Origin of the sequence: Chloroflexus sp. MS-G (assembly GCF_000735195.1) — a bacterium.
Taxonomy (GTDB): Bacteria; Chloroflexota; Chloroflexia; order Chloroflexales; family Chloroflexaceae; genus Chloroflexus.
In genome coordinates, this window is record NZ_JPIM01000040.1 from 1 (window position 1) to 24,503 (window position 24,503).

17 protein-coding genes are annotated in these 24,503 nt (G+C 53.3%); 7 read left to right on the plus strand and 10 right to left on the minus strand.

Annotation, left to right across the window (positions count from 1 at the left end):
* The first annotated feature begins 125 nt into the window (after positions 1-125).
* The 7 genes from JE47_RS0109105 (at position 126) to JE47_RS0109135 (ending at position 10,095) form a co-directional block, all read left to right on the plus strand.
* The gene (locus tag JE47_RS0109105; protein WP_031459454.1) at positions 126-1,043 is read left to right on the plus strand and encodes a substrate-binding domain-containing protein; all 918 of its coding nucleotides are present in this window, start codon (positions 126-128) and stop codon (positions 1,041-1,043) included.
* On the plus strand, positions 1,040-2,515 hold the full coding sequence (locus JE47_RS0109110; RefSeq protein WP_031459455.1) for a HAMP domain-containing sensor histidine kinase: 1,476 nt from the start codon (positions 1,040-1,042) through the stop codon (positions 2,513-2,515). Before JE47_RS0109105 ends, JE47_RS0109110 begins: the two co-directional genes overlap by 4 nt.
* Positions 2,493-3,134, plus strand: coding sequence for a response regulator (locus tag JE47_RS0109115; protein WP_031459456.1), 642 nt, complete (start codon positions 2,493-2,495; stop codon positions 3,132-3,134). Before JE47_RS0109110 ends, JE47_RS0109115 begins: the two co-directional genes overlap by 23 nt.
* Before the next feature lie 158 nt (positions 3,135-3,292).
* Entirely contained in the window at positions 3,293-4,243 is a 951-nt protein-coding gene (locus JE47_RS0109120; RefSeq protein WP_031459457.1) for a 4Fe-4S dicluster domain-containing protein, read from the plus strand.
* Between the two features lie 11 nt (positions 4,244-4,254).
* A complete protein-coding gene (gene nrfD, locus JE47_RS0109125; RefSeq protein ID WP_031459458.1) occupies positions 4,255-5,400 on the plus strand; it encodes an NrfD/PsrC family molybdoenzyme membrane anchor subunit in 1,146 nt (381 codons plus the stop codon).
* Positions 5,401-5,449: 49 nt separating this feature from the next.
* Positions 5,450-8,704 carry a molybdopterin-dependent oxidoreductase gene (locus tag JE47_RS0109130; RefSeq protein ID WP_031459459.1) on the plus strand — a complete coding sequence of 1,085 codons (3,255 nt, stop codon included), beginning with the start codon at positions 5,450-5,452 and terminating at the stop codon, positions 8,702-8,704.
* Positions 8,705-9,459: 755 nt separating this feature from the next.
* On the plus strand, positions 9,460-10,095 hold the full coding sequence (locus tag JE47_RS0109135) for an FmdE family protein (protein WP_031459460.1): 636 nt from the start codon (positions 9,460-9,462) through the stop codon (positions 10,093-10,095).
* Between the two features lie 157 nt (positions 10,096-10,252).
* Here JE47_RS0109135 and erpA read toward each other — a convergent pair whose 3' ends face one another.
* The 10 genes from erpA to JE47_RS0109185 all read right to left on the minus strand — a co-directional run bounded on the left by erpA (position 10,253) and on the right by JE47_RS0109185 (position 24,481).
* Positions 10,253-10,696: an iron-sulfur cluster insertion protein ErpA gene (gene erpA, locus JE47_RS0109140; RefSeq protein WP_031459461.1), complete on the minus strand. Its 444-nt coding sequence runs from the start codon at positions 10,694-10,696 to the stop codon at positions 10,253-10,255.
* Between the two features lie 295 nt (positions 10,697-10,991).
* Positions 10,992-13,496, minus strand: a complete 2,505-nt coding sequence (locus JE47_RS0109145) for a BsuBI/PstI family type II restriction endonuclease (RefSeq protein ID WP_081910008.1) — start codon at positions 13,494-13,496, stop codon at positions 10,992-10,994.
* 1,193 nt (positions 13,497-14,689) lie between these two features.
* Positions 14,690-14,968: an AAA family ATPase gene (locus JE47_RS0109150; protein ID WP_031459463.1), complete on the minus strand. Its 279-nt coding sequence runs from the start codon at positions 14,966-14,968 to the stop codon at positions 14,690-14,692.
* Between the two features lies 1 nt (position 14,969).
* Positions 14,970-17,297 carry a TIGR03986 family type III CRISPR-associated RAMP protein gene (locus tag JE47_RS0109155; RefSeq protein ID WP_031459464.1) on the minus strand — a complete coding sequence of 776 codons (2,328 nt, stop codon included), beginning with the start codon at positions 17,295-17,297 and terminating at the stop codon, positions 14,970-14,972.
* 10 nt (positions 17,298-17,307) lie between these two features.
* Positions 17,308-17,868 carry a type III-D CRISPR-associated protein Csx19 gene (csx19, locus tag JE47_RS0109160; RefSeq protein ID WP_031459465.1) on the minus strand — a complete coding sequence of 187 codons (561 nt, stop codon included), beginning with the start codon at positions 17,866-17,868 and terminating at the stop codon, positions 17,308-17,310.
* On the minus strand, positions 17,865-19,340 hold the full coding sequence (locus tag JE47_RS0109165) for an RAMP superfamily CRISPR-associated protein (RefSeq protein WP_031459466.1): 1,476 nt from the start codon (positions 19,338-19,340) through the stop codon (positions 17,865-17,867). The genes csx19 and JE47_RS0109165 overlap by 4 nt, the downstream gene beginning before the upstream one ends.
* Entirely contained in the window at positions 19,337-20,959 is a 1,623-nt protein-coding gene (gene csx10 / locus JE47_RS0109170) for a type III-D CRISPR-associated RAMP protein Csx10 (RefSeq protein ID WP_031459467.1), read from the minus strand. The genes JE47_RS0109165 and csx10 overlap by 4 nt, the downstream gene beginning before the upstream one ends.
* A complete protein-coding gene (locus tag JE47_RS0109175) occupies positions 20,956-21,618 on the minus strand; it encodes an RAMP superfamily CRISPR-associated protein (RefSeq protein WP_031459468.1) in 663 nt (220 codons plus the stop codon). The genes csx10 and JE47_RS0109175 overlap by 4 nt, the downstream gene beginning before the upstream one ends.
* A 2-nt stretch (positions 21,619-21,620) precedes the next feature.
* Complete coding sequence (locus JE47_RS0109180; protein ID WP_236631182.1) at positions 21,621-23,246, minus strand: Cas10/Cmr2 second palm domain-containing protein; 1,626 nt, start codon at positions 23,244-23,246, stop codon at positions 21,621-21,623.
* Positions 23,210-24,481, minus strand: coding sequence for a hypothetical protein (locus JE47_RS0109185; protein ID WP_236631183.1), 1,272 nt, complete (start codon positions 24,479-24,481; stop codon positions 23,210-23,212). The genes JE47_RS0109180 and JE47_RS0109185 overlap by 37 nt, the downstream gene beginning before the upstream one ends.
* Between the last annotated feature and the right edge of the window lie 22 nt (positions 24,482-24,503).

Here is a 24,503-nt window from a genome sequence, read left to right on the forward strand (position 1 = left end):
GCCTACGAGAATAAGAGATGAATAACGAACCAGACATATTTACCGTCAGTTACGATCTCTTTCGATTCGCATCGGCTGCTCAATGATATGATCGATTTGTCACAAAGAATAACAGAGTAGCGACTATGAACCGTTATCTTCTCTATATCTTTCTCGCCTTGTTCATGTTGAGCAGTTGTCAGGCAGAGACCACAACGCCGATTCGGCTTAACCATCTCGAACCGCTACCGGCACCGACTCCGGTCACGTCACCACCTTTGCGTGTATCGGTAGCTTCAATTATTTCACCGCAAGGCACCGTGCAAAGCTATCAGCCATTGCTCGATTACCTGAGCGCCCAATTGGGTCGTCAGGTAACTCTTATTCAGCGTCGTACTTATACAGAAACCAATGAATTGATCGGACAGAACGAAGTTGACGTTGCATTTGTTTGCACCAGCGCCTACATTGATGGTCGCGACCGCTATGGAATGAGCCTGTTGGTAGCACCGCAGGTCAATGGAAAAACAAGTTATCATTCCCTGTTGATTGTACCGGCAAGTAGTTCAGCTCAAACGATAGCTGACTTGCGCGATAAGGTATTTGCGTTTACCGACCCCACGTCATTTAGCGGACGGGTGTACCCAACGGTACTGCTTCATGAGATGGGTGAAGTGCCTGAAACCTTCTTTCGAGACACTTTTTTCACTTACACTCATGATGCAGCAATTGAAGCTGTCGCCAATGATTTGGCTGATGGAGCCGCTGTTGACAGTTTAGTTTTTGATTTTGCTGTTAAGCGTAATCCTGAATTACTAAGTAAGATAAAGGTTATTCACACCTCACCCCCCTTTGGCATCCCGCCAGTGGTAGTCGGTTCAGGGGTACGTCCGCAGTTGCGCGCCGAATTACAGAACATTCTGCTGGGGATGGCCGACGATCCATCACCGTTAGCGCAGAGAGCGCTGGCAGAACTGGGTATCGAGCGGTTTGTCATGATCGATGATGCTGCCTATGCCAGCGCTCGCCTGTTACGATCACGGGTAGGATTATTATCGCCATGAATGCAAAATACGCGCAACATCGTCTAATCATCTGGTTCACGAGAGCCTGGAATGTTCTTGGTGCGGTCAACATTCGCGCCAAAATCCTGGGCATCGTGCTGGGCCTGGTCGTCCTGATGGGTGTGGCTGCAACCATTGAAGTTCGACTGCTGCTAGAACGAACCCTCACGTCTCAGATCTACGAACGTTCGGTAGCAGTAGGCCGTGATCTGGCTGCACGAGCAACCGATCTGGTACTGATGCAAGACTATTACGGTCTGTTCCGCCTGCTGCGCGATACCCAGATCAACAATCCTGATGTACGCTATGCATTCATCATCGATTCAGAAGGAACAATTGTTGCCCACACATTTGGCAGAGGTTTCCCGGTCGGTCTACGTGACGCCAATACAGTCACAGCACAAGAACATCATCGCAGCATCTTATTGACAACCGATGAAGGCGACATTTGGGATACCGCTGTGCCGATCTTTGATGGTCGAGCTGGTATTGCCCGGGTTGGACTGTCGCTTGCTGCTCGCGAACAGACTGTTACCGCCGTTACCGGTCAATTACTTTTGACCACGTTCATGGTGGCAGCGATCGGAATCACCGCAGCAGCTTTCCTTACCTGGATACTCACTCGTCCGATCTTGCAGTTGGTAGAACTAACGAAGGCTGTCGCGCAGGGTGATTTCAGCCAACGTGCTCGACGTTGGGCAGATGATGAAATCGGTGCGCTGACTGATGCGTTCAATGCTATGAGTGAGGCATTGGCTCAGGCTGAACGTGAACGCCATGAGCGTGAGCAGATGCGGACGCAGTATGTAGCGCAAATCATTACTGCGCAAGAGGAAGAACGTAAGCGAATTGCCCGTGAACTGCACGATAGCACCAGTCAGGCGCTAACTTCACTTCTTGTTGGATTACGCTCACTTGCCGATCGTTATCGTTTACCAGACCTCAAGCAACAAGTAGATGATTTACGTGGGATTGTAGGACAGGTCCTGAACGATTTGCACGTACTGGCTCGCCAATTACGGCCAAGCGTCCTTGATGATCTCGGATTAGCAGCCGCCTTACAACGCTATGTAGCCGATTGTCGCGCTCGCAGTAAACTCACGATCGATCTGGCCCTCATTGGTCTAGACAATGTTCGCCTGATGCCGGTTGTGGAAACCGCGCTCTACCGTATTGTCCAGGAAGCATTAACCAACGTGATCCGCCATGCTCACGCTACGACCGCCAGTGTTGTCATTGAGCGCCGATCTGATCGAATACGGGCAATCATCGAAGATGACGGATGCGGGTTCGATCCTGATACCACCCACGGTGATGGTCACCTCGGTCTGAACGGTATTCGTGAACGAGCCGAGCTCTTGAATGGTCAGCTCATCATCGAATCGGCGCCTGGACATGGTACGACGCTATACGTTGAAATACCTTTACCCCCAACGAGCGAGGACTGCGATGAGCCGCATTTTACTGGTTGATGATCACGCCGTGTTGCGTGCAGGTTTACGGTTATTGCTTAATAGCCAACCTGATTTACAAGTAGTTGGTGAGGCTGAAGACGTGCGGACTGCACTTCATCAAGCGACAGTATTACAACCAGATCTGATCTTGCTCGATCTCAGTCTTACCGGCGGCAGTGGTTTAGCGGCAATTCCATCGTTTCAGAAAGCAGCACCCTGCGCACGCATCTTAGTGCTGACCATGCACGATGATGAAGGCTATGTACGGCAGGCACTGGCTACTGGCGCACACGGGTATGTCTTGAAACGCGCTGCCGATACCGAGTTAATTGCTGCCATTCGCGCTGTCCTTCGTGGTGAGTTGTACATCCATCCGGCCCTCACTCGCCAGTTGCTCGAGGGAATTCTGCCCCAACCTCCATCGCTCAGTTCATGGGAGAGTCTCAGTGATCGGGAACGGGAAGTGTTGTTACTGGTAGCACGCGGCTATACCGCAGCCGAAATAGCCAACCAATTGAGCCTCAGCCCAAAAACGGTAGAAACGTACCGCACACGTGGCATGGAAAAACTCGGCCTGCGTTCACGAGCGGCACTTGTTCAGTATGCGCTCGATCATAACCTTCTCATTCCAAACTGACGCTGTTGGATAATGACACCATGTCGGGAAAAACCTGACACCGCCCTTACCAAACGTCAAACTTTTCCTGCTAGGAACACGGTTGTTCTTTTCGTAGAGTGTAGATAGCAGGGATGTCACATCCGTCACGATAGTGAATTGCACAAGGAGCTTGGCTTATGTCCCGGCAACCAACTATTCCTTTAATTCCAGTAAGTCGTCGAGGTTTTCTTGGTGCCCTGGTAGCTGGCGCTGGCGCCCTCGCTGTGGCTTCAGTAGCATCATCTGCTATCACTGAAAAACCAACCGATACAATCGATATGCTTACCCCTGAGGAGGCATTGGCTGCTTATGAAGCTGAAATTGCCCGCCTTCGTGCTGCCAGGATTAGCGGTACCCCCATTGACCAACTTGAGCGGATGCGCACCGATCTCCTGCGTGCATTGACCAAACCGGTTACTGAACGACGCTGGGTGATGGTTATCGATTTACGTGCGTGCGTGGGCTGTCATGGCTGTACGATTGCCTGCGTGGCCGAGAATAAGTTACCGCCTGGGGTTGTGTATCGACCGGTTATTGAAGAGGAAATTGGTCGCTATCCAAATGTCAGTCGACGTTTCATTCCTCGTCCATGTATGCAATGTGACAATCCACCGTGCACAGGAGTTTGTCCGGTCTCGGCCACCTTTACTAATGAACACGGTGTCGTTGAAGTCAACTACGAGCAGTGCATTGGCTGCCGGGCTTGTATTGCCGCCTGCCCCTACGGAGCCCGCACCTTCGACTTTGGTTATACCTACACTGCAAACACCCCATCAGCAGCGATGATGCTCGGAGCCGAGCAGGCCGTGAGTTATGAGCAAACAAGCACTTTCGAGTATAGCAAGGTTCACGCCCGGCGTGACCTGCACGACTCGCCGGTTGGGAATGTGCGCAAATGTCACTTCTGTATGCATCGGGTGCTCAACGGTCAACTACCGGCCTGTGTCACCACGTGTATCGGGCGGGCAACGTTCTTTGGCGATGCCAACGATCCGGAGAGTCTGGTAAGCGAACTGATCGCTAGACCAAACGTGATGCGTTTGAAAGAAGAACTTGGTACTGAGCCACGAGTGTACTACTTGCAGTGAGAGGTAGACTTATGTTAAAGCGACTCCTTTACATCGCCGGCATTCTCGGCCTCCTGATTGGCCTGTGGGGCTTGTACGACCGCCTCGTCTATGGTCACATGCACGCGAACTATGGTTCGTATGTGGTGTGGGGACTATGGGTAGCACTCTATATGTTCTTCGCCGGAGTTGCAACCGGTTCCTTCATGCTGGCAACTCTCGATTTACTCTTCGACCTGCCGCTCTTTCGTGGTAGCGGACGGATGGCGCTCTGGGGAGCATTGGTCACTCTCCCTGCTGGTCTGGCCGCCATTGGTCTCGATCTGGGTCACATGTCTCGCATCTGGAAGGTTTACCTCCAACCTCATTTTGGCTCTGTCATGGCACAACTGGTCTGGGGGTACACGATATTCCTGGGGATCATCATTATAAGCCTCTGGCTCAGTTTTCAACCACAGCGATCGCGCTGGTTGAAACCGATCATGGCGGTCGGTCTGATTCTCGCCATCTTCCTGAGTGGTGGCATCGGTGCTCTCTTGGGTGTCAATCAAAACCGCGTAAGCTGGCATGTCAGTAATTTGCCAACCCAGTTCCCCGTCTTTAATCTAACCTCTGGCGTAGCCCTAATGCTCATTGCTATCGGTTGGTTTGGCCCGCAACACGATCCACGTCGAACACAGCAACTCCGCGTCTTGAGTCTGGCGATGATCGTGTTACTGTTAGTCAAAGGCTACTACCTCTGGAGCGACGTGTCACAGGCCCTGTACCAGAATAGCAGCCACGGTGCAGCAGCGATCAATCTGGTGCTGTTCGGTCCTTACGGCTGGGCCTTCTGGCTTTTGCAATTGGGTATTGGAATGCTCCTGCCGTTGATAATTCTCACCATGCCAATTGGAAAACAGGGCTTTGCCGCAGGACTAATGGGTCTGTGTATCCTCATCGGTCTGGCTGTTGCCCGTGCCAACATTATCTTTCCGGCGCTTAGCTTACCCGAACTACAAGGTTTGGGCGAAGCCTTCCACGGCCCACATCTCAGCTTTACATACAGTCCAAGCCTAATGGAGTGGGCAGTAACGGCTGGAATCGTCGGTGCAGCAACGATTGGCTTCTTGGTCGGTACTGATCGGCTGCCGCTCTTTACCCGACCAACAACCGAAGCAACTGGAACCGCCGATTGACCTAAATTGATAGCGAATGTTCGCATGCAATACGAACAGGAGTGTTGATATGAAACGACAGAAGACTATGCCCGGCGCTAAAGATATGAGTCGCCGTGATTTTCTCAAAACCTCAGCGCTGATCGGTGGTGGTGCTGCATTGCTCGGCTTTGGCCCATTGTCCGGATTGGCCCGCAGTGAAGCACCGACTGCTGAACTACCACTGGTTGATGCCACCAATTCGATCCAGACTGTCTGCCTGCAATGCAATACTGGCTGCGGCCTCAAGGTTAAACTGATTGATGGCATAGCGGCTAAACTTGAGGGCAATCCTTACAGCCCCTGGACGATGGAACCACCACTCCCTTACAGTACGCCTGTTAGCACTATTGGGCCAATTGATGGCGCCCTCTGTCCAAAAGGACAGGCCGGGATTCAAACAGCTTACGATCCGTACCGTCTCATGCGGGTGCTGAAACGCAAACCGGGGACACCTCGCGGCGGCGGTCAGTGGATCACGATTGACTTTGATCAGGCGATCAATGAGATCGTTGAAGGTGGCGATCTGTTCGGAGAGGGTCCAGTAGAAGGCTTACGAGCACTCTACGCTCTCAAAGACCCCAAACTGGCCAAAGAGATGGCTGCTGCCGTAAAAGCTATTCTGGATGCCAAACCGGAAGACAAACCGGCTCTTGTTGAGCAGTTCAAACGTGACTTTGCGGACCATCTCGATGTGTTGATCGATCCCGATCACCCCGATCTAGGACCGAAAAACAATCAATTTGCCTTTATCTGGGGTCGGTTGAAAAATGGTCGCGGCGATCTCGTCCAACGCTTTGTGAAATCAGGCTTCGGCTCGGTCAACGCTAACGGTCACACGACTGTCTGCCAGGGATCGCTGTACTTCACCGGCAAAGCGATGAGCGAGCAGTTTGATCCGGCTACCGGCAAGTTTAGCGGCGGTCAAAAATTCTACTGGCAGGCCGATCTCAGTCATGCAGAATTCGTCATCTTCGTCGGCACCAACCACTTTGAAGCCAATTATGGGCCGACACCACAATCGCCCCGTATTACGCAGGGGGTCATCGACGGGCGTCTACGCTACGTTGTCCTTGATCCCCGGTTGAGTAAACTTGCCAGCAAGGCGTGGAAGTGGATACCGATTAAACCAGGCACCGACGCGGCGTTCGCTATGGCAATGATCCGCTGGATCATCGAGCAGAAGCGCTACAACGCAACGTTTCTCGCCGCCGCCAACAAAGCGGCAGCTACCGCGATCGGTGAACCGAGCTGGACAAACGCGACCTGGTTGGTCAAGATCAAGAATGGAAAACCAGGTAAGTTCTTGCGCGCCAGCGAAATCGGGTTAACGACAGTAGTCGAAGAGACCAACGCTGAAGGGAAGAAGGTCAAGAAATATGTGACCACTGACGGCGCCAGCTTTGCGTTCGATCCGTTTGTTGCGCTGGTTAACGGTGTTCCCACTCCCATCGATCCCAACAATCCCGATGCGGCGCCGGTTATGGGCGATCTGCTCGTCAGTACTGAACTGAACGGGATTCCTGTCAAGAGCGGCTTGCAGATCATCTACGAAGCTGCCAGCACGCATACGATTGAAGAATGGGCTGCAATTGCCGATGTGAAGGTAGAAGATATTATTGAGATCGCTTACGAATTTACCAGCCATGGCACTCGTGCGGTAGCCGATATTCACCGTGGCCCGTCGCAGCATACCAACGGATTCTATACCAACTTCGCCTTCTACACGCTCAACGCGCTGATCGGTAATTTCGATCATCGCGGTGGACTGATCAAACCTACCACATACGACCGGCTGGGCAACAAAGCAAAAGGGCCGTTCATGATTGAAAAGATGAACAATGGGGCGAATGTACCGTTCGGTATTGACTTGCTCCGCACCAATACAGCCTACGAGAAATCGACCCTATTTAACGGCTATCCGGCGCGCCGACCGTGGTTCCCACTAGCAACCGATATCTACCAGGAAGACGTTCCCTCGATGGGAGATGCCTACCCGTACCAGATCAAAGTTGCTATGTTCTACATGTCGGCGATCAACTATGCCCTACCGGCTGCGCAGACGGTGATCGAGATATTGGCCGACCCGAAGAAGATTCCACTGATCATAACCTGCGACATTATGGTCGGTGAAACCAGCACCTATGCCGATTACATCTTCCCCGATTTGAGCTTCCTTGAACGCTGGGAATTTCATGGCTCGCACCCAAGTGTGCCCTGGAAAGTGGAGAACATTCGCCAGCCTGCGATCAGTCTCCCCAACTGGCCGACGGTCAAGGTCTTTGGTGAAGAGATCCCGCTCAGCTTTGAGGCGCTCGTGCTCGCCATTGCTGAACGGCTTGAACTGCCCGGCTTCGGTCCTAACGGTTTTGGCGAAGGTATTCCGTTTACCCGCCCTGAACATCTGTACCTCAAGCTTGCAGCCAATGTTGCTTTTGGTGAAAAGGAAGACGGTAGCGATGGTGTGCCCCCAGCCGACGACAACGAACTCGAAGTCTTCCGCCGGGCGCGGCGCTTCCTACCACCGAGTGTATTTGACGAGGCGACATGGCGTGCCGCCGTCGGAAACGATGAGCAGCTCTGGCGCCAGACAGTGTATGTGCTCAATCGCGGTGGGCGCTACCAGGCCTACGAGAAGGGCTGGAAGGGTGATCTGGCCGGTAATCCTTACGCAAAACAGATCAATCTGTACCAGGAGAAGACGGCCAACACGATCAATTCCATGACCGGTGAGCACTTGATCGGTTATCCTGCTTACATTCCCGCCGGTTTGGCTGCCGATGGTTCGCTGGTGATTGATGAAGGTTATGACCTGCACCTGATCACGTACAAAGAGGCGATGATGGCCAAGGCCCGTGGGATTGCCAATTACTGGCTCCTGGCACTGATGCCCGAAAACCCGATCCTGATCAACCGCATCGACGCCGAACGGCTCGGTTTGCGCGATGGTGATCGGGTGCGGATTAGTTCAGCAAGTAATCCCGAGGGCGTGTGGGACTTGCGCAACGGCACTCGCAAGCCAATGATCGGGAGAGTCAAGGTGATCGAAGGTATTCGACCTGGGGTTATCTCCTTCCCGCTGGGTTGGGGGCATTTTGCCAGCGGCGCCAGCAACATCGTAATCGACGGTGTGACGATCCCAGGCGATCCACGGCGAGCGGCTGGTGTTCATGCCAATGCAGCGATGCGGGTCGATCCGGTGTTGGGAAATGTAACCCTGAGCGATCTGGTTGGCGGCAGTGCTGTCTTCTACGACTCGAAGGTGAAATTAGAGCGGGTTGGATAAGAGGAGGGACGAATATCGTCGCTTTTGATGAACACCGTCTCTGGGGCGCAGAAACGTCTCTCTGCGCCCCACCTTTATCGTTTAGACGAGCGGTAGCACACAGGTAAGGGGTAGACACCAAATCCGGCAACGGCGGAGAGAGATGACATCTACGCTTCAGCAGTCGCCATGCGATAGCCGTGGCACCAGCTACCATAGCGGTCTTTTGGTATCGTTTTACAGATACAATCGGGTCATCCCTCTTGAACATCACTCGCGCTCTGGTATCATAACAATTGTTCGCAAGCACATCATGCAAGGAAACCGATAAGCGATTTGATACCCATAGCAAGCCGGTTGCATCGCCTCTACGACTCAGCACATCAACGACGAGGCATAAAGGGAGGGCAGGCCTTCGGTCACAGAGTATGTTTATTTTGCATAAAAGTGATAACGAACTGGTATAGATTGTGAAGGTCAATGGAACAGAAAGCGGTACGGCGATGATACATCACTGTTCTACAACTTGAAAACGATGTTGCAACGGAAACCACCCGCAATCGGTATGTGCAGGGAGTGGGAAACAGGAGCGACGAAACAGCTTTGCGTACTGTGACAATCCGTGCCCTGGCGAAACAAGAAATAGTCGCACGTTGATCGTAGACCTATCGCCGCCACTACGCATACCCTGTTTTGCGGGAAAACGACTCTTCAATGTTCCGTTGCACACAACCAACGACGACAGGTAACCAATCACAACTTCAAGGAGGAGACCGGTGTCAATTGATGAATTGATCGACTCTGCATCACTACAAACAGTTGTTGCACCTGAACCACTGGCCGATCTGCTACGCCGCTCGTCGGCCATGCATCGCCATCTATGCCCGCGGCAAGTCCTTGGGGCGCGGATGGGAATGTACGCTGGCGAACTGTTAGGTCTAGCATTACCGCAAACGAACAAGCGGCTCTACACCTTCGTTGAAACCGATGGCTGTTTCGCCGATGGGGTCAGCGTTGCCACCGGTTGCTGGTTAGGACGACGCACAATGCGGTTGATCGACGTGGGCAAGGTTGCTGCGACATTCGTTGACACGCAGAGCGGGCAGGCATTACGCATCGCACCTCGCCCTAACGTGCGCGAATTGGCCCGTGGATATGTCCCCGATGCACGTAGTCGGTGGCATGCGTACCTGATCGCCTATCAACTCATGCCGCTGCATGAACTCCTGGTTGCCCAACCGGTCACCTTGACGGTCGATCTAAAAGCTATCATCAGCCGCAACGGACTACGAGCGACATGCGAACAATGTGGCGAAGAGATCATTAATGCTCGTGAAGTTGTACACGATGGGCACGTGCTCTGTCGCACGTGCGCGGGGGAACGGTATTATGCAACAGTGGATCGAGTATAGACCGCACCTCAGCCAAATCACGAAAAGTTCGGATACGGGAACACCAGGTTTCGCAACATAAAGAGCGCACAACAGCCCCCAACGGCAATAGAAAATCCCTGGTCTGCTGCGTGCAAACCAGGGATTGCTATCCTTCAACAGGACGAACGCGAAAAGATCAATATCCGCACGTACTGCACCCACCAACCGGCGCATCGTCGTCTTCCTCGCTGTAGTCGGTATCACGCGCCCGGAACGAGTGACCGCAACCACAGGAGGATACCGCATTCGGGTTATCGATCTTAAAACCACCACCCATCAGCGTATCGACAAAATCAATCGACGCGCCGTAGAGGTACTGGGCACTGATCGGATCAACCAGCACTCGCAGGTTACCGGCGTAGAACTCATTATCCCCTTCGCGTACCTCATCGTCGAAGGTCATGCCGTACTGAAGACCAGAACAGCCACCACCGGCAACGAAAACGCGCAGTGCGTAGCCTTCCAGCTCTTTTTCCTGCATCATCTTCAGCAGGCGGTTCACGGCCCCTTCACTGATCGAGAGTACCGGTTGTGGGGTAGCCGGTTGGAGCGAAATCTGATTGATATCAACGGTCGTCATGAGCGTTACTCCTTAACCATAAGTACATAGACGCCGGAGCAGCTATCTCCTTCGATATGTGAAGTATACACGATGTTGGCACAAAATGCTAGTATTTTCTTTCGTAAGTTAGGTATATTGTCAGACGCCCTTACGCAGAAAGGGAGGGCCAGTTGAGGGGAGCGAGGTTCGCATTCCTGGTTGTTACTCCCGCTTGGGTCTGCTATTACCACGGTGAAGATGGCAACGCCTGACAGCGAATGCTTCAGCTACTGTGAAGCACTGGCAGCAGGAAGCGCCTGTCGGGTAGCGTAAGCTATTCATCGTATGGGCCAAGAAAACGTTCACCATTGAAATGTATGAGATGACTCGGTGCTTCGGCTACCCATACTTCGGTCTCCCATGCAATTTCCTGAAGATACTTCATCATTACTTTCCGCGTAGGAAATGCTGTCACAAATACCAGTGGGGCTTTCCTATTCTTAAACAAATCCTTAAGTTCATTACGACGTTTGATGTCAATTGGACCGTGGCTAGTAACTGCTTCAATAAGAACTAGCCAGTTTTTATTTTCTAGATAAACAACTACATCAGGCATTTTGCTGTGTTCATCAACGATAATGCCTAAACTTGCAAGATAATCTTGCTCATACACTCTAAACTTATCACCAACATCACCAACGTAAATGACCAGACCACCAGGTGTAAAGCGAGGGCAGAACTCTTCTATGATTTGTTTTATAAGAGCGTTTTGACCACCTGCGGTGATTCTGACTTCTCTACCATTTGGCAACTTTACTGGGATGAGAGCCATCTCTCGTTCTTTCTCATGCAATCTGCGTAACTCTTGCGCATTCTTAAGATAGACTCTCAAGTTTGTATCCCATTCGCTAGTGCCATATGTACGAATTACCTTGAGGAGACTAGCATTAATTTGATACCTTGTCTTTGGACTATTAACGGGTCGCGTTATGTCGTCGGGGTTAGCAACCACTAATCCCATTTGCACGAATTGGTGAACTGTAAAACGACGAACCGTTTCGCGAGTATTCGGTGCATAGGAAATACCAAAATGTTCACGAAAATAATCCATCATTTCAGTAATACCACGCAACGGATTTGAAGCATCGCTCCAATCTGTGTTTGGCTTCATATCAAGCAGTGCTAGCAGGGTCAGTGCAGAACGTTGATTCAATTGCGCTTTGGGTATTTGTAGTGCACGCAGAATGTTAAGGGCTTCTTCAATTTTCTTTTTAGCGTTTAAGTCCATACTCGTAGTGTCCATTCCTAGTATTCCTAGAACTATTTGGTCTAACTTTTCCTGTTTTGGAAATGTGTCACCTATTTCTTCGCCTAGCGCCAATAACTGAGAGAGCGAGGGGTATTTGAGGCTACGCAAATCTGCTGCATTTACTTGTGTATGGCCGCTAAACTGCCTAAAGTATTCATCCACAAGTGTTGAGTTAAGAAACGCCGCTAACCCTTTTGCCAATAACGGAGGAAGTCCTCTTCCGTTTTGGTGGTAATAGTTTAAGTGATTTTCTATGCCTATGAATTTAGAATTTAAGCGAGCAGGATCACATACAGCTGCCACAATACGCCTTTTTTCTTCTTTGGCCGAGAAGCGTTTAACCAAGACATACCAGCCAGCGGGTACGAGTAGATTTTCGGTCTCTTTTGTCAACCTTATAGCGGATGGTTTTTTGTTTTGTCCATTGGGCCAAGCAATATAACCTTGAGAAAAGTTGCTTGGATAAATCAGCGGAACGGTTTCTGCATCTGGTCTTTCCGTTAGGAAGTCAATAGCACGGAAATCAATAACTTTGCCAGTGGAAACCGTGATACCTATTTCGTCAATTGATGTAAGGAGACTACGAGCCTGTTGCCCAATTCTCTGGCTCAATCCATTGGGGACGATATGGATAAATACGTTGGGATCATCAGGATAAACCAGTTGATGATAATCAACTTTACGAACAGTTATATATGGATCATCGGGGTCAGCGCTCGACGAAATGATTACGTTTCCTTGCCGACGTGACTTTGTGGCATGCAAAATTACATTTTCTTGTAAAACATCGTCTTCTTTAAAGGCTCTATCCCTATAATCAAAGATATGGAGCCGATTTATGGACATCGTTTCCAGAAGAGCTTTTCGGAATGGAAGGAAATAGGGACCATTACAAAAACTTCTCGGAGTAATCGCAACTAGTTCGCCGTTCGGCTCCATCAACCTGATAGCGAGCCAAAGAAAGGCTGTGTACATATTAGTAGTCTCGATTCCAACTTTCTGCAAAAGACGGTGTGTAGTGGATGCCGTATTGATCTTTTTATAGGGAGGATTAAGAATAGCAGCATTGAAGGACTTATGCGTAGTAAATAATGTACTTCCACGTATGATCTCAACACTTGACCTGATGAAGTCATCTTGTAGAATTTCATATGAAAAGAAAATCTTTTCTTGGTGGCATATTTCTTGGCAAGAATCAAGCGTTATATGAAGATATTCTACCAGGGTTGGATCAATTTCATATGCAGTTACCGTAATCGCTGACGGTTTTGGTAACCACTGAGATGCTTCAACAACGAGGGCTGCCGATAATGAGCCAATACCAGCGCCTGCATCAAGGATATGCAAGGTGCTCGGTCGTTCGGCAAACATACGTGCCATGAACCGTGCTATCTTCTGGGGAGTAAAGAACTGCCCTTTTTCCGCACGATTCGTTGTCAATTTTCGATTAGCTTCCAAGCGCAGAAAATCTACTCGCTCAAGAAGATTGTCATGCCGTATAGAGCCTGCTAACAATGTTGTAGCTTTCATCGCTTGAATGCTACTACTTTCGGGAGTGTCAAACCCCCACCCAATGATGATGCAGAGATGTGGCTATGCTGCTCTCTGCGCACAACTATCACTGTATTGTACCACAAGCATTGTGATCGAACACAAAGCCGGTAAACTCTCAGAGCAGGTTGGGGATGTGCAAAACCCCAATAAGCCATATAGCTCAGATCAGAGAAAAAACGAAAGCCTTCTATGAAATGGTAAGTTGCAGGTGCTACTCGACTACCGATAAGTGCTTATATCATCTCACGGTCCAACGGATGAAACCCGTCGATAAAGGTACAGGTGCAGCGCCGCTGTGCCCCGACCGATGCATCACCATAGGCAAGGGATGGTACCGCCGTGCACCGATGAGTGGCACCTGAAATTATACATGGTCTCGATACGGGGTATACTTTGGATCATCATTTTCAAACCTGTATCTAGCAATTGTTTGACCGTAATAATCTCACGACCGATGGGCAATACTTCGATACCGTCAGCATGAATTCTCATCGCACTGGGCACAAACAATGCAGTGCCACTTCCGGCAAACGGATTCAGAATCCCCTCTGAGGTAACGTGGGAGGTATGAATACTCGATTAGCATAGCCGAGAATGTTTCTTTCAATTTGTGCCAGTGATAGAAGGGTCGCGTCCTGTTAGCTTGAAAGCTAACTAGCACCCGTGAGAGGGATGGGTGAATAATGAACTTACTTTGAATTCGCTGAAATAGCTCTGCATCGAGACGATCTATCTCGTTGAGGACCGCATCTTGTGGACTGGCAACGGTATTGGGAGGAGGTGCTGACCAGAAAACCACGGTATACTCCGGTGTCGCAACGTTTCAAAACTAAGGACTCAGGGGCAGGATAGTATAATAACACACATTGACGTCAACCGTTTCATCCTCTTTAACCCCTGTGTCGAAAAAAATCTGAGGTAAACTCCTACAAAGTGCTATCATCTGCATTCTTGGAGACATAGGCTGCATGAAAGAGAGTGTCGTCATCCTTATCGAATACATTGAAGCCCTTTAGATGAGTAGTTCCCGTTGAGTCATTTACACTAAAAATGAGTCTAATCGATGTAGACTTGTATTATGGATGTCTCTGTGTCTAATGGATGACCTACAAGATCGTATATCGCATCCAATACCAGTTTACGAATAGCCGGAGTGTCCTCGCTAGCCACTATTTGCAACTTGAACCAACATAAAACGTCTTGCCCAACGTCATGGTCGCGCACAATTTCTCGATAATCGCCAAAATCGTAGCCATCATCTTAACAAACAGCAGCGCACCGCTGTCTGGCGAGCTGTCCAGACTCTGGCGCAGCAACAAGAGCGCCCGGATAAGCGCGCTCTTGCCGCTGGAGTTGCGACCGAACAGGAGTGTGATCAGTCGCAACTCAACCCAACCGCTGTCTTCAAAACCCATAAAGTTCTGCACCCGAAACGCAGTGACGGTCATCTTACGGCTTCCTCATGGTAAGTTGCAGGCGCCCCTGTTTGTTGCGACCGATCACCCAGACCCAGATCGTCTTCCCGACCGGAAAACGTTCTTCCATATCAGCGATGTCTCGTACAGGAGGATCTAGGCGACCTCGAGTAAGCGATGCCTCCTCACCAAGGATGTCAACGACGACGCGGTCTTTTTCGATACGCACCACTCTGCCTTCCAGATACATACCCTCGCGCACTTCATCTATCGATGTCGGGCGGCTTGGCTCGACCCCTCTTGCTGCCGGGGGGCACGACGCCGACGATGCCGAACTGCGACCGGCGGGATCGACGTGCAGTGGATCCGGCAGCACCGGACGATCTTTGTATTCGTTGATCTTGCCCCGCTTGATGCTGGGGTCCTGGCGCTCGATCTCCATGTAGCGGGTCAACGCTTTATCCGGACCAGGCCACTCCAGCATGCGCAGCAACATCTGAATGCGCTCGACCTGGGCTAGACTCGCCTGTTGTGCCACACCGATCCGGTCGCACATAAAGGTGTCGAATGCTTCAACAAACTCCGGGATGCGGTCGGTAGCTGCCGTCACACCTTCCTGCCAGGTCTCGCCATCGAAAAGTGTCTGGTAGCGTTGCCGCCGATCTTCAAGCAGCAGGTTGACATCGATCTTGATGGCGCCCATGCCGTAGGGTTTGCCCATACCGATGCTGTGACGGTACGCTTTTCCCGGTTCGCCGGGCAGGGTCAACGCCCACAGCAACGCGCCTAACTCTTCGTCGGAAAGGTTCTCGAAATGGATGCGCCAGCGGAAACGCACACCGGCAGCAACCGGACGCATCTGTGTATGTTGCGTGTCATGTTCCCTTTCGCGCCCCTGCGCATCGCGCAACTTTTCCAGCGCCTCCTGCACATCGGCGACAGTGATCGGACCCTTGTGCCAGTAGAGTTTATGACCACGAATGACGCTGACCATCGGGTCGGTGTAATCGTTGCGCTCCCTGACCAGTTTGGGGTTGCCGCTGCGGTCGCGTCCCTGCTCCTGCGGATCAGGCGTGCGCTGGGTCAAATAGTGCTGGAAGGTCGTTGGCTTGGGACTGGCCAGGATTTTGGGCACAATCGGTTCATCCGACCACCAGATGTTGGTCTGTCCTGGCTCGAGCAGCGCATCGCCAACGAAGACGCGACTGGCGTAGGCGCGAGCCTTACCCTCACCCCTGGATTTGGTGTAGCCAAAGATTGCTTCAGCCAGGTCGAGATCTTCTTCACGGCGCAAAGCTTCTGGCACAAAGTCAATGGGCGTGTGTAAATAGGGCAGGCGCATCATCATGGTGTGACCGAAGAAGATGAGGTTCCCGTTCTCCATCAGATAGAACACCGGTTGCCCGTCGCGCAACACGCCGTCTTTCCCCAGCAGGCTTTCCTGTTCCTGGCTGACCTGATCTTTGTACGCCGCAACCAGTTCATCAGGGATCCGAATCAGTTGAGCCTGCTCATCAGGCGGATAGATAACCGCCTCGCTCCGTTTTGAAGCCATCGGGCCGCTGCGCACCAATGCGCCTTCGATCAGACCGGAAGCCGGTGTCGCCGACGCATGGATTACCCTGGCATACTTAATGCGTAGAAAGCCGCCACGCACGTCCTGGTAGTCATACGGTCCGGACTGAAAGAATATCTTCGAGGCATTCTTGCAACCCGGAATCTCCGTCAAGTTGGACGGAATGCTGTCGCTCCGAATACGTGCGAAGGTCGTGCCGCCGATCTCTCTGGCAGGATGGATGAAGTACTCGCCGCGATCTTTCTTGATGTAGCCAGCTTTGACCAGCGGCGTGTAGTGCCAGGCCATTTTTCCGCTCTGATTGCGACGCTGACCGTCATCACGCATCACTCGCTTGCGGTATTCGTTGCCATGGCTGGTGGTGTCGCCGACGGCGCGGTAGACCAGTGGTTGATCGGAGACCCATTGCACCTTGCTGTAGCTGATGATCTCGACAATCTGGCGCAGCATCCCGCGCAGGCTGCTGCCCGGAATGCGTGGGGTCTTGTCCGGATCGGTGAAGAAGAAATCTGGCTTGTTGCGCACCTGCTGACGCCACGGCGTCTGTTCGCCCTCGCTACGCTCCTGCCGCTCAAACTCCTCAGGAGTCAGCGGGGCGCGCACGTAGACCGGCGACGCAGTGGTGATCACGCATTCAATCGTGCCAGTGTGGCGGTCGGGGTGGTAGCAGTCCTGGTCGGGCAGCGTCGCTGGATCGATGGTGACCACCTTTTCCGGCAATGGCACAAAGTTATAGGGCGCTATGGCAATCTCTTTGGTTGGGTTTACGTGCCTATGAATTGTCATGACACTCTCCTTACGCTTCCGGCAGAAGCTGGATAAGACGGCTCAGCGTGATGATGGCTTCGCCGTCCTCATTTTCGGTGATGTAGTGACGTACGCGCACACGCAACTGATGATGTTTGAGTTGCTCCGCAGTGATGACAATCGGCACTGCGTGACGCATGCCCTGCGCGCCTTCGCGCAGCAGCGTGAAGCCGTCTTTGACAGTCTCCACAGTGTCGCCCCACAGGATGTGATCCTCATCAATAATGTCGTCATCGTTACCTGGAGTATCGGTAGCAAAGCGGGCGTGCCAGCCATCGTCGTCGCGCCAGAGCAGCACTTCCCCTGGTAGACCGAATATCCGCGCCTGTTGCAGGGTGGAAGCGCGCAACGGCGGCGATGTCGGTGCAATGCCGTGGGAAATGTGCAGACCATCATTATCGATGCGACCCCAGATCACTCCGTCGTCGGCATGGGCGAGCAGGTAGCGTAACCCGAACTTTCGCGCCTGAGCGACGATCCAATTCGCGGGACCGGTTATGAAGTCGCCGTCCACGGGGATGTTGGCGAGTTGATAGGGTGTCTTCGTCATTTTGTCGCCTCCGTGTGCAGGGCTGCAACATAACGCTCAAGGGTGCTGCGGTCGCTGACAGTCAGGCGTCGGTCTCCATCAACAGCACTGATTGTAAGCGGCTTTGCTTTGTACTGAGGCGTCTCGATCACCGCTTCGACGCCTTTCAACCGTCCACGACCAATACCGATCTCGCCACCTAGAGGCAAATCGCCAGTCCACAGGTCTTTGAGTAGCAGCAGCAACAGTCCGATCTCAGCATCCTGGGGGTTACGGAGCGTCAGGTCGATGGCGACAAGGGTATCGTTCTTGCCGAAGACCGGTTGTTCGTTGAACAGTCCCGTTCCGTGGACGCTGCCGGTGAATCGGTCAATGCGAATGCGGTTCTGCACCAGGTTCACAGGATTCTCGATCACCGTCTCGCTGACAATGAGTCGACTGGATCGGGCTTTCTGTTTATCACCGCTGGTGATCCTGGCAGGACCGAACATATTGTCGATCATGGTCGTCGCCTGCGCAGCGTTGCCGATGGTGCGCAGAATACGCTCGGCACGATGACGCAGCGCACCTGCCAGGCTTGTACCGGAGAGAACAGGCTTTCGCGCTCCGCCCGGTCGGGCGCTGTGCAGATGAACTGTATCCGGTCCGCGATCCTGCTCACCGAAACCCGCCCGGATAAGGAGCGACCCGTCAATGATGAAGTGCGCATGAATGCGACAGAGGTTGCGCCTGTCTTCGACCCGCTCCAGGCTCACACCGAGCAGGTCGGCAATGTGTTGACCGGATCGTTGATCACCTGGAGCAAATTTCCAGTCGGGGTGATCTTCAGCAAGCCAGGCAAGCAGATCGGTTGGCTTCGTGAAATCGTAACGGGTGACGCGCCAGCGCTCGACCCTGCACACGCCAAAGCCGCGTCGCTTGCGCAAACCGATGGCGACCTCGCCCGCTTCGAGTCCATGAAGGGCGAGAGCGAGCATCTGTTTCATCTGCTGCTGATCGTTACCGCGACTGAGCAGCAATTCCATGCGGAGCGGGAAGGTTGTGCCCGCTTCGAGGAGTTGAAGGTCATACTTGTAGCCACGCAGAATACCGTTATCAACGTCGATTTTCGCAGTGCGTGTTATTGGATCGATGCGCACGCCATCACGTAGTTCAATCCCCGGCATCTCACCCAGGGCATCGTCGATGATCAACGCACTCTGATTGCCTTCGTCGTCGCCCTTCTCTCCTCCGAAAAGCGCTTCAATCAATGCATCCGGTGCCCGTTTCTCGAAGCCGTGACGACGCTCACGCAGGTAGTTGCGCAGCGCGCCGGCCAGCGACGTGCCCGGCAGCAACGCCCTGCCGGTGGCTTCGTCCAGCAACAGCGGCATGTCCACGATGCCGTCGGTGTCACCGTTGCCCAGGTGCGTGGGGGTTTGCAACACCAGATCACCCTCGATCACCCAGCGTTTGCTGAGCTGTCGAGATTTTGCCAGAGGATGCGCGCTCATCGACTGCCTCCATCTTCTGTGCGTCGCTCTTTTGCCAGTCTTGCGAGTACGCCATCGATCAGGCGGATCGTGTACTCGCGCGCCAGTGATTCGTTGCCCTGGGTGCTGACCTGGACATTGTCGCCGATGCGTTTGGAGACATTCTGCGCGCCGAGTTTGTTCCAGACTGTTTCAGGTTGGCTCAGGCGCTCTTCCAGCCAGCGGGAGAGACGTTCCGATCCGAGACGAGTCCGGTCGAATTGGTCTCTGACTGAGCGACGTGTTTTGATATTTTCCTCTACATATTTCTGTAAGCGTGCAAGGTCGCCGTGCGGCAGCGCTTCACGTGCAATGATGCGCAGCCGCGAGATTTGCGCATTAGAGATGGGCGGTCTCTTGGAAATCTGAAGTTCGTTGATTGCCTTACGGAGTTTGCCGTCCAATTCTCGCCGCAACATTCGCATAGCCATCCGCTGCGCCGTGTCATACGCCACCCCATTGAGTTTCGGCGTCGGTTGAGCAATCGGACTCGATTCCGGCGGAGTCACTCTGGTCAGCCTTGCCTCAGATTGCCAGTTGAATGCGAGTCGACCAAAACCCTCGCTCCTTCGCTCGCCGATGCCGCGCCATTCGGCGCTGAAAATGGCTTCGAGCGGGATCGCTGCTCTGGCGCGGAAGACGAAGGTGCTGCCACTCGCAATTACCTGTGCCTGCGATAGTGGCAAACCCCACGCCCGATTGAAACCACCCACTTCTTCCAGTCGCCAGACGCCGCGCTGTTCTTCCTCCCCGGCAGCCGTCTGAACGCGCTCGATTTCGACACCAAGCAGTTGTTGCAGCGCTGGTTGCAGATTCCAGGTATATTGACCGGTGTTCGGATCGCGCACCGCTGTATCGCTCAGCAGCGTGACAACGAATGTCTCGCCGTCGTCAATGGGCGCGATCCGATTGGGGGTCTCGCGCCATACATCCTGCGGCGCCTCCACCTCGACGGCAACCCGTCCGTAGCCGCTGTTGCTCGAGCCGCCGAGACGATAGATGTGCTGAAGCAGTGAAGACACCAGCTCAACATCAGCATCCTCATCTACCAGGACCCAACCGGCAAATGTTTGACCTTCTTCCAGCGCATCGTACTGGAAGACAGCGCCGCTCTCTTCGGTTGCGCGCCCTTTTACGCGATCGCGCTGGGTATGCACATTGATGCGACGCTCCGGAGCGATGAAGAAGATATGGTTGTCCTCCATCCAACAGAAGGGTTGCGACTCTTTTGCAGCGGCGACAAACTGCACCTTCTCATCATCCACTTCATAGATCGTCTCAAGGGCGAAGTCATAGATCGACGTCTCTTCACCTTTGACATGGAACAGTGAACGCGGTGTTGGCAATGTTCTAACGCCCCTGGCATCGACCGGATAGGCGTTGAGGTAGCGGGTGCGTCCATCGAAGAAGAGGCGTCGGACTTCGTCTGCGCCTGCATCCAGGGCAGCGATGTCCCTTTCCCGCATATACGCGGCTACTGCTGCACCGCGTACCAGACTGCCGGGCACATACGGATAGGAGACGCCACTGTTAGGATCGCCCGCAATGCGTGTCGCCAGCAGCGGCTCCAGCAATGTCACACGATAGGGTATGATGTTCATCGCGCCACCTCTCCCGCAAACGCACGAAAGTAGCGTTCGGTGATATCTATGCCGTTGCCATCCAGCAAACGCGCCCGGAGTCGACCGCGTCCCCGGTTGCGACCGATGCCAGCGCGTCTCCACGCCAGGATGCAGGCTGCCAGCAGTGCAAGTGTTTGTGGATCGGGTTCTGCGGCAAACTCCAGCGTCGCTTCGAATATCGTGCCGGGCAGAACCACGCGCAGCGAGCGCAGGCTACCCTTTTCGGGAGCGCCGTACTCATTCATCGAGGTCTGGCGGCGAATGGCAGTCAGCGACTCCAACACCTCATCAGCCGCCAACTCTCCTTTGCTCACTGCCATCTTAATCGCCGCTCGCAGTGATTCAGGCAGACGAGCGTCGCCGACGCGCAACATTCCAGTATCCTCAATCGTGCTTCCCGGTCGACCGAACATGCGATAAGCCGTCTGACGCCACTGGTCCGCTCGCTGTTGCAACTCAAGGGCGTACAGGATGTTGGCGCATTCCTCCGCCAGCAAGCCTTTCAATGTACGTCCGCGCAGGAACGGCAGCCCATCGGCATCATGCTCCACCTCTTCGTCCACCAGACCGGCCACCCCATCGCCGCGCCCGAACGTGGCAGCGGAGCGCAGATCGAATTGCAGTTTATAGGCCGTCATGTTCAGCCTCCTGGGATGAATGCTTGAACTCTCTTCTCCAGATCGGTGAAGAAATCCATCATCTCAATTGCGTCAAAGTAGACACAACGGTCTCCTGCCCAACCGGTTGTTTCGTAACCTGAAACATTGATAGCCGGCGCCCTGGGCAATTGTCTGAGTTGATAGGTGCGGAGAAATTCCCGAACCGCAGCCGGACCATCACGCAGCGCCTCACGCAGGGCTTTGACCTTGTTGCGACGATCAAACCACTCGCCATCTTCGTCAATAAACCGGTCTAGCAGCGTGTAGAAGGTGGGCCAGTTTCGCCAGGTGTGCGTGGATGCGCGCAGCAGCACCGGACGCATATGGAGCTCTCCTTGCCGGACGGTATATTCGCGGTAGCGGATCGCTTCCAGCGATCCGGTGATGCCGCTCATAGCGATGTGCCAGTCCAGCGCCGAGCCATCTATCTTTTCCTCTTTGAGCATCTGCTTAGCGGAGCGGCAAAGCTCCTCGCTTAACCGATAGGCACGGGCAAAGGGATAGTGCGTCTTGACCAGAGCAACGCCAGCGCACGCATACGCAGGTTTGCCCTCAAACGCCGGTTCATTTTTCGTTGCCTCCTCAAATGCTTCCAGGTAGCGTACTGCGAGCGATAGCCCGTAGCTGCCGTGACAGACGAACGTCACATCATCACCGCCGAACACAATGGGGCGCAACGGAAATTTCTGGCGATGACGATTGGCGAGTTCAGCATCAGCAATGAAGGCGCCAGCCATCAGATCGACGACACTGCTCAGAGCCTGAGTAGCAGCACGCTCCAGACTCTGCGAGAACGTGCGGATCGCTTCAATGTACTCCCGATTCCGCTGTGGAGTATCATAACGGCGTGCAATGGCGTCCACGCGCCTGCCGATGCCGTTGCCATCGGCATGAACGACGGCAATATAGCTGTCCTCGCCCTTGACTCTTCCTAAATCGTCAAAATCGCGCGGAATGTCCCAATTCCCCCGTTCTATCTGCGGTAATTTGGCTTTCAAACGAGCTGTGCTCTGATCTTGAACCTTTGTTTTCGCCCTGATTTCCAGCGATACTGGTTTCTTTTCAACAATCCCAGAGGCGACCAATCCGGTCGAAGCGCATGGCACGGTCACGCCCAGCCCCAGCAACGGCATCGGGGGCATGCGGTTCTGCTTTTTGCGCGCCAGATCAACGCCCAACGTTGTGCTGACGACCTGTGACAGGGCTTCTCTTTCCCAATCGAAACGACGGTGCGCAACAACCACTTCCAGTCCGGGCGCCTCTTTCAATACTCGTCGTGTCAATCTGCCAGTAAATGCACGCGCCAGGTCGATGGTCTTGAACAGGATCACCGTATTGCCACCGCCAGCGTAGATGACCTCGGCGTCCAGGGTGTCAATGGTACGGCGGTTGTCGAACTCGCCCGTTGTCATATTCACCACATTGTGAGCAGCGGGGAGCGCTTCGTACACCCATTGGCGCGTTGCCATCTCCACCAGTTCAGAGCCGCCGATATTCTCCTGCAATCTGTTGCTGCCAAAGATATACCCCTGAATCTGGGTTGTATCGATGGCGGTCAGAACATATTCGGTCATACGTGCCTTCCTTCTCCGGTGCTGATAAACCACTCGGCCATACGGTCGATCATATCTGGCATATCCCGACGCCCGAACACGCGCACTTTGCCTTCAGCATCCCACGAGCGTACTACCTGGCGTTGCAGATTTTCCGGTTTGTCTGCCATGCAGATCAAGCCCACACATGCCTCATCACCAGCCATATTACGGACGCGAATGTACGCTTCAAACAGTTTCAGTTTGCACATACCGGGATCGGCGTCGGTTGTGCACGAAATGGCATACAACCGATACCCCTGCATCACCCCGATGTCGATGTCGTACTCCGGGCTATCCGGTTCACTCTTCGGGCGGATACCCATGCCGATATCGTGGATCCGGCTTTCAGGGCGCTGGTCTTTCACCCGGCTTGTGACGTGGAAGACGTAATGCTCCAGCCACTTACCGTCCAGCCATTCACACAGGTGCTTGATTTTTCTAAAGCCAGATCGTTGAGCCGCTTCCTTCAGTCGTAGAACCCCATCACGCGCATCGAACACAATTTGCATCTGTTTAGCGACGGTCTGCAGGGACGGATCTGTCGGCAACGGAATGGATACCCGCTGAAGAAGAGTTTCCTTATCCCACTCATAAGCTTTCTCGGTGCGAGTCTTTTCGCGCAGAATCTCATCGCACCATCTTCGCCACTGCTCGATTACATCAGGGCTTTGATGCGCGCTAGCGAGAACGGTCGCCAGCTCAGGAAGCTGCGGCTCTACGGCGATCGGTGCTTGCAGGTCGAATGCATGCAGTTTGACAATATCCTGAATGGATGGTTGAACCTCATATAGGAGCGGTTCTGTCATGAACGCCTTATCATCGCCAGGCTCGATGTACATCTTCGTTGAGCGCGCATCCAGATAACTCAAGGTCACCGGTCGTCTGGATGTCTGATGATCTCGGAGTGTTTGGGCCGCGTGCACCGCCATCATTTTGGTGCCGCCTGTATAGTTAAGCCCGACGTAACCATCTCTGATCTGCGCCAGCGCGTGGTCGAGCTGCTGGCGAATGCTGGTGCCATCTGACTCGTCAACCGGTACATACTGTGGTTGCCGGTGGTTGTCAGTCCAGTAGCGCGCCAGACGTTTCGCCACCTCCTGGGTCTTGTTCGAGTGAACCAGATAGAGTTGACCTTGCGGCTTGAGCATCAAGGTTGCTGCTACGAAATTTGGCAGCGGGTTTGTTCCAACCAGCAAAAACAGATGATCGCTTTTGTAACTATCTGGAATGACTGGCGGAGTCGTCATTGCTAACTCCTGTCGCAGAAAA

Bases quoted from the DNA above. Each gene is read 5' to 3' on its own strand.
- JE47_RS0109105 (WP_031459454.1), top strand. From the start codon at position 126: ATGAACCGTTATCTTCTCTATATCTTTCTCGCCTTGTTCATGTTGAGC.
- JE47_RS0109110 (WP_031459455.1), top strand. From the start codon at position 1,040: ATGAATGCAAAATACGCGCAACATCGTCTAATCATCTGGTTCACGAGA.
- JE47_RS0109115 (WP_031459456.1), top strand. From the start codon at position 2,493: ATGAGCCGCATTTTACTGGTTGATGATCACGCCGTGTTGCGTGCAGGT.
- JE47_RS0109120 (WP_031459457.1), top strand. From the start codon at position 3,293: ATGTCCCGGCAACCAACTATTCCTTTAATTCCAGTAAGTCGTCGAGGT.
- nrfD (WP_031459458.1), top strand. From the start codon at position 4,255: ATGTTAAAGCGACTCCTTTACATCGCCGGCATTCTCGGCCTCCTGATT.
- JE47_RS0109130 (WP_031459459.1), top strand. From the start codon at position 5,450: ATGAAACGACAGAAGACTATGCCCGGCGCTAAAGATATGAGTCGCCGT.
- erpA (WP_031459461.1), bottom strand. From the start codon at position 10,696: ATGACGACCGTTGATATCAATCAGATTTCGCTCCAACCGGCTACCCCA.
- JE47_RS0109145 (WP_081910008.1), bottom strand. From the start codon at position 13,496: ATGAAAGCTACAACATTGTTAGCAGGCTCTATACGGCATGACAATCTT.
- JE47_RS0109150 (WP_031459463.1), bottom strand. From the start codon at position 14,968: ATGACCGTCACTGCGTTTCGGGTGCAGAACTTTATGGGTTTTGAAGAC.
- JE47_RS0109155 (WP_031459464.1), bottom strand. From the start codon at position 17,297: ATGACAATTCATAGGCACGTAAACCCAACCAAAGAGATTGCCATAGCG.
- csx19 (WP_031459465.1), bottom strand. From the start codon at position 17,868: ATGACGAAGACACCCTATCAACTCGCCAACATCCCCGTGGACGGCGAC.
- JE47_RS0109165 (WP_031459466.1), bottom strand. From the start codon at position 19,340: ATGAGCGCGCATCCTCTGGCAAAATCTCGACAGCTCAGCAAACGCTGG.
- csx10 (WP_031459467.1), bottom strand. From the start codon at position 20,959: ATGAACATCATACCCTATCGTGTGACATTGCTGGAGCCGCTGCTGGCG.
- JE47_RS0109175 (WP_031459468.1), bottom strand. From the start codon at position 21,618: ATGACGGCCTATAAACTGCAATTCGATCTGCGCTCCGCTGCCACGTTC.
- JE47_RS0109185 (WP_236631183.1), bottom strand. From the start codon at position 24,481: ATGACGACTCCGCCAGTCATTCCAGATAGTTACAAAAGCGATCATCTG.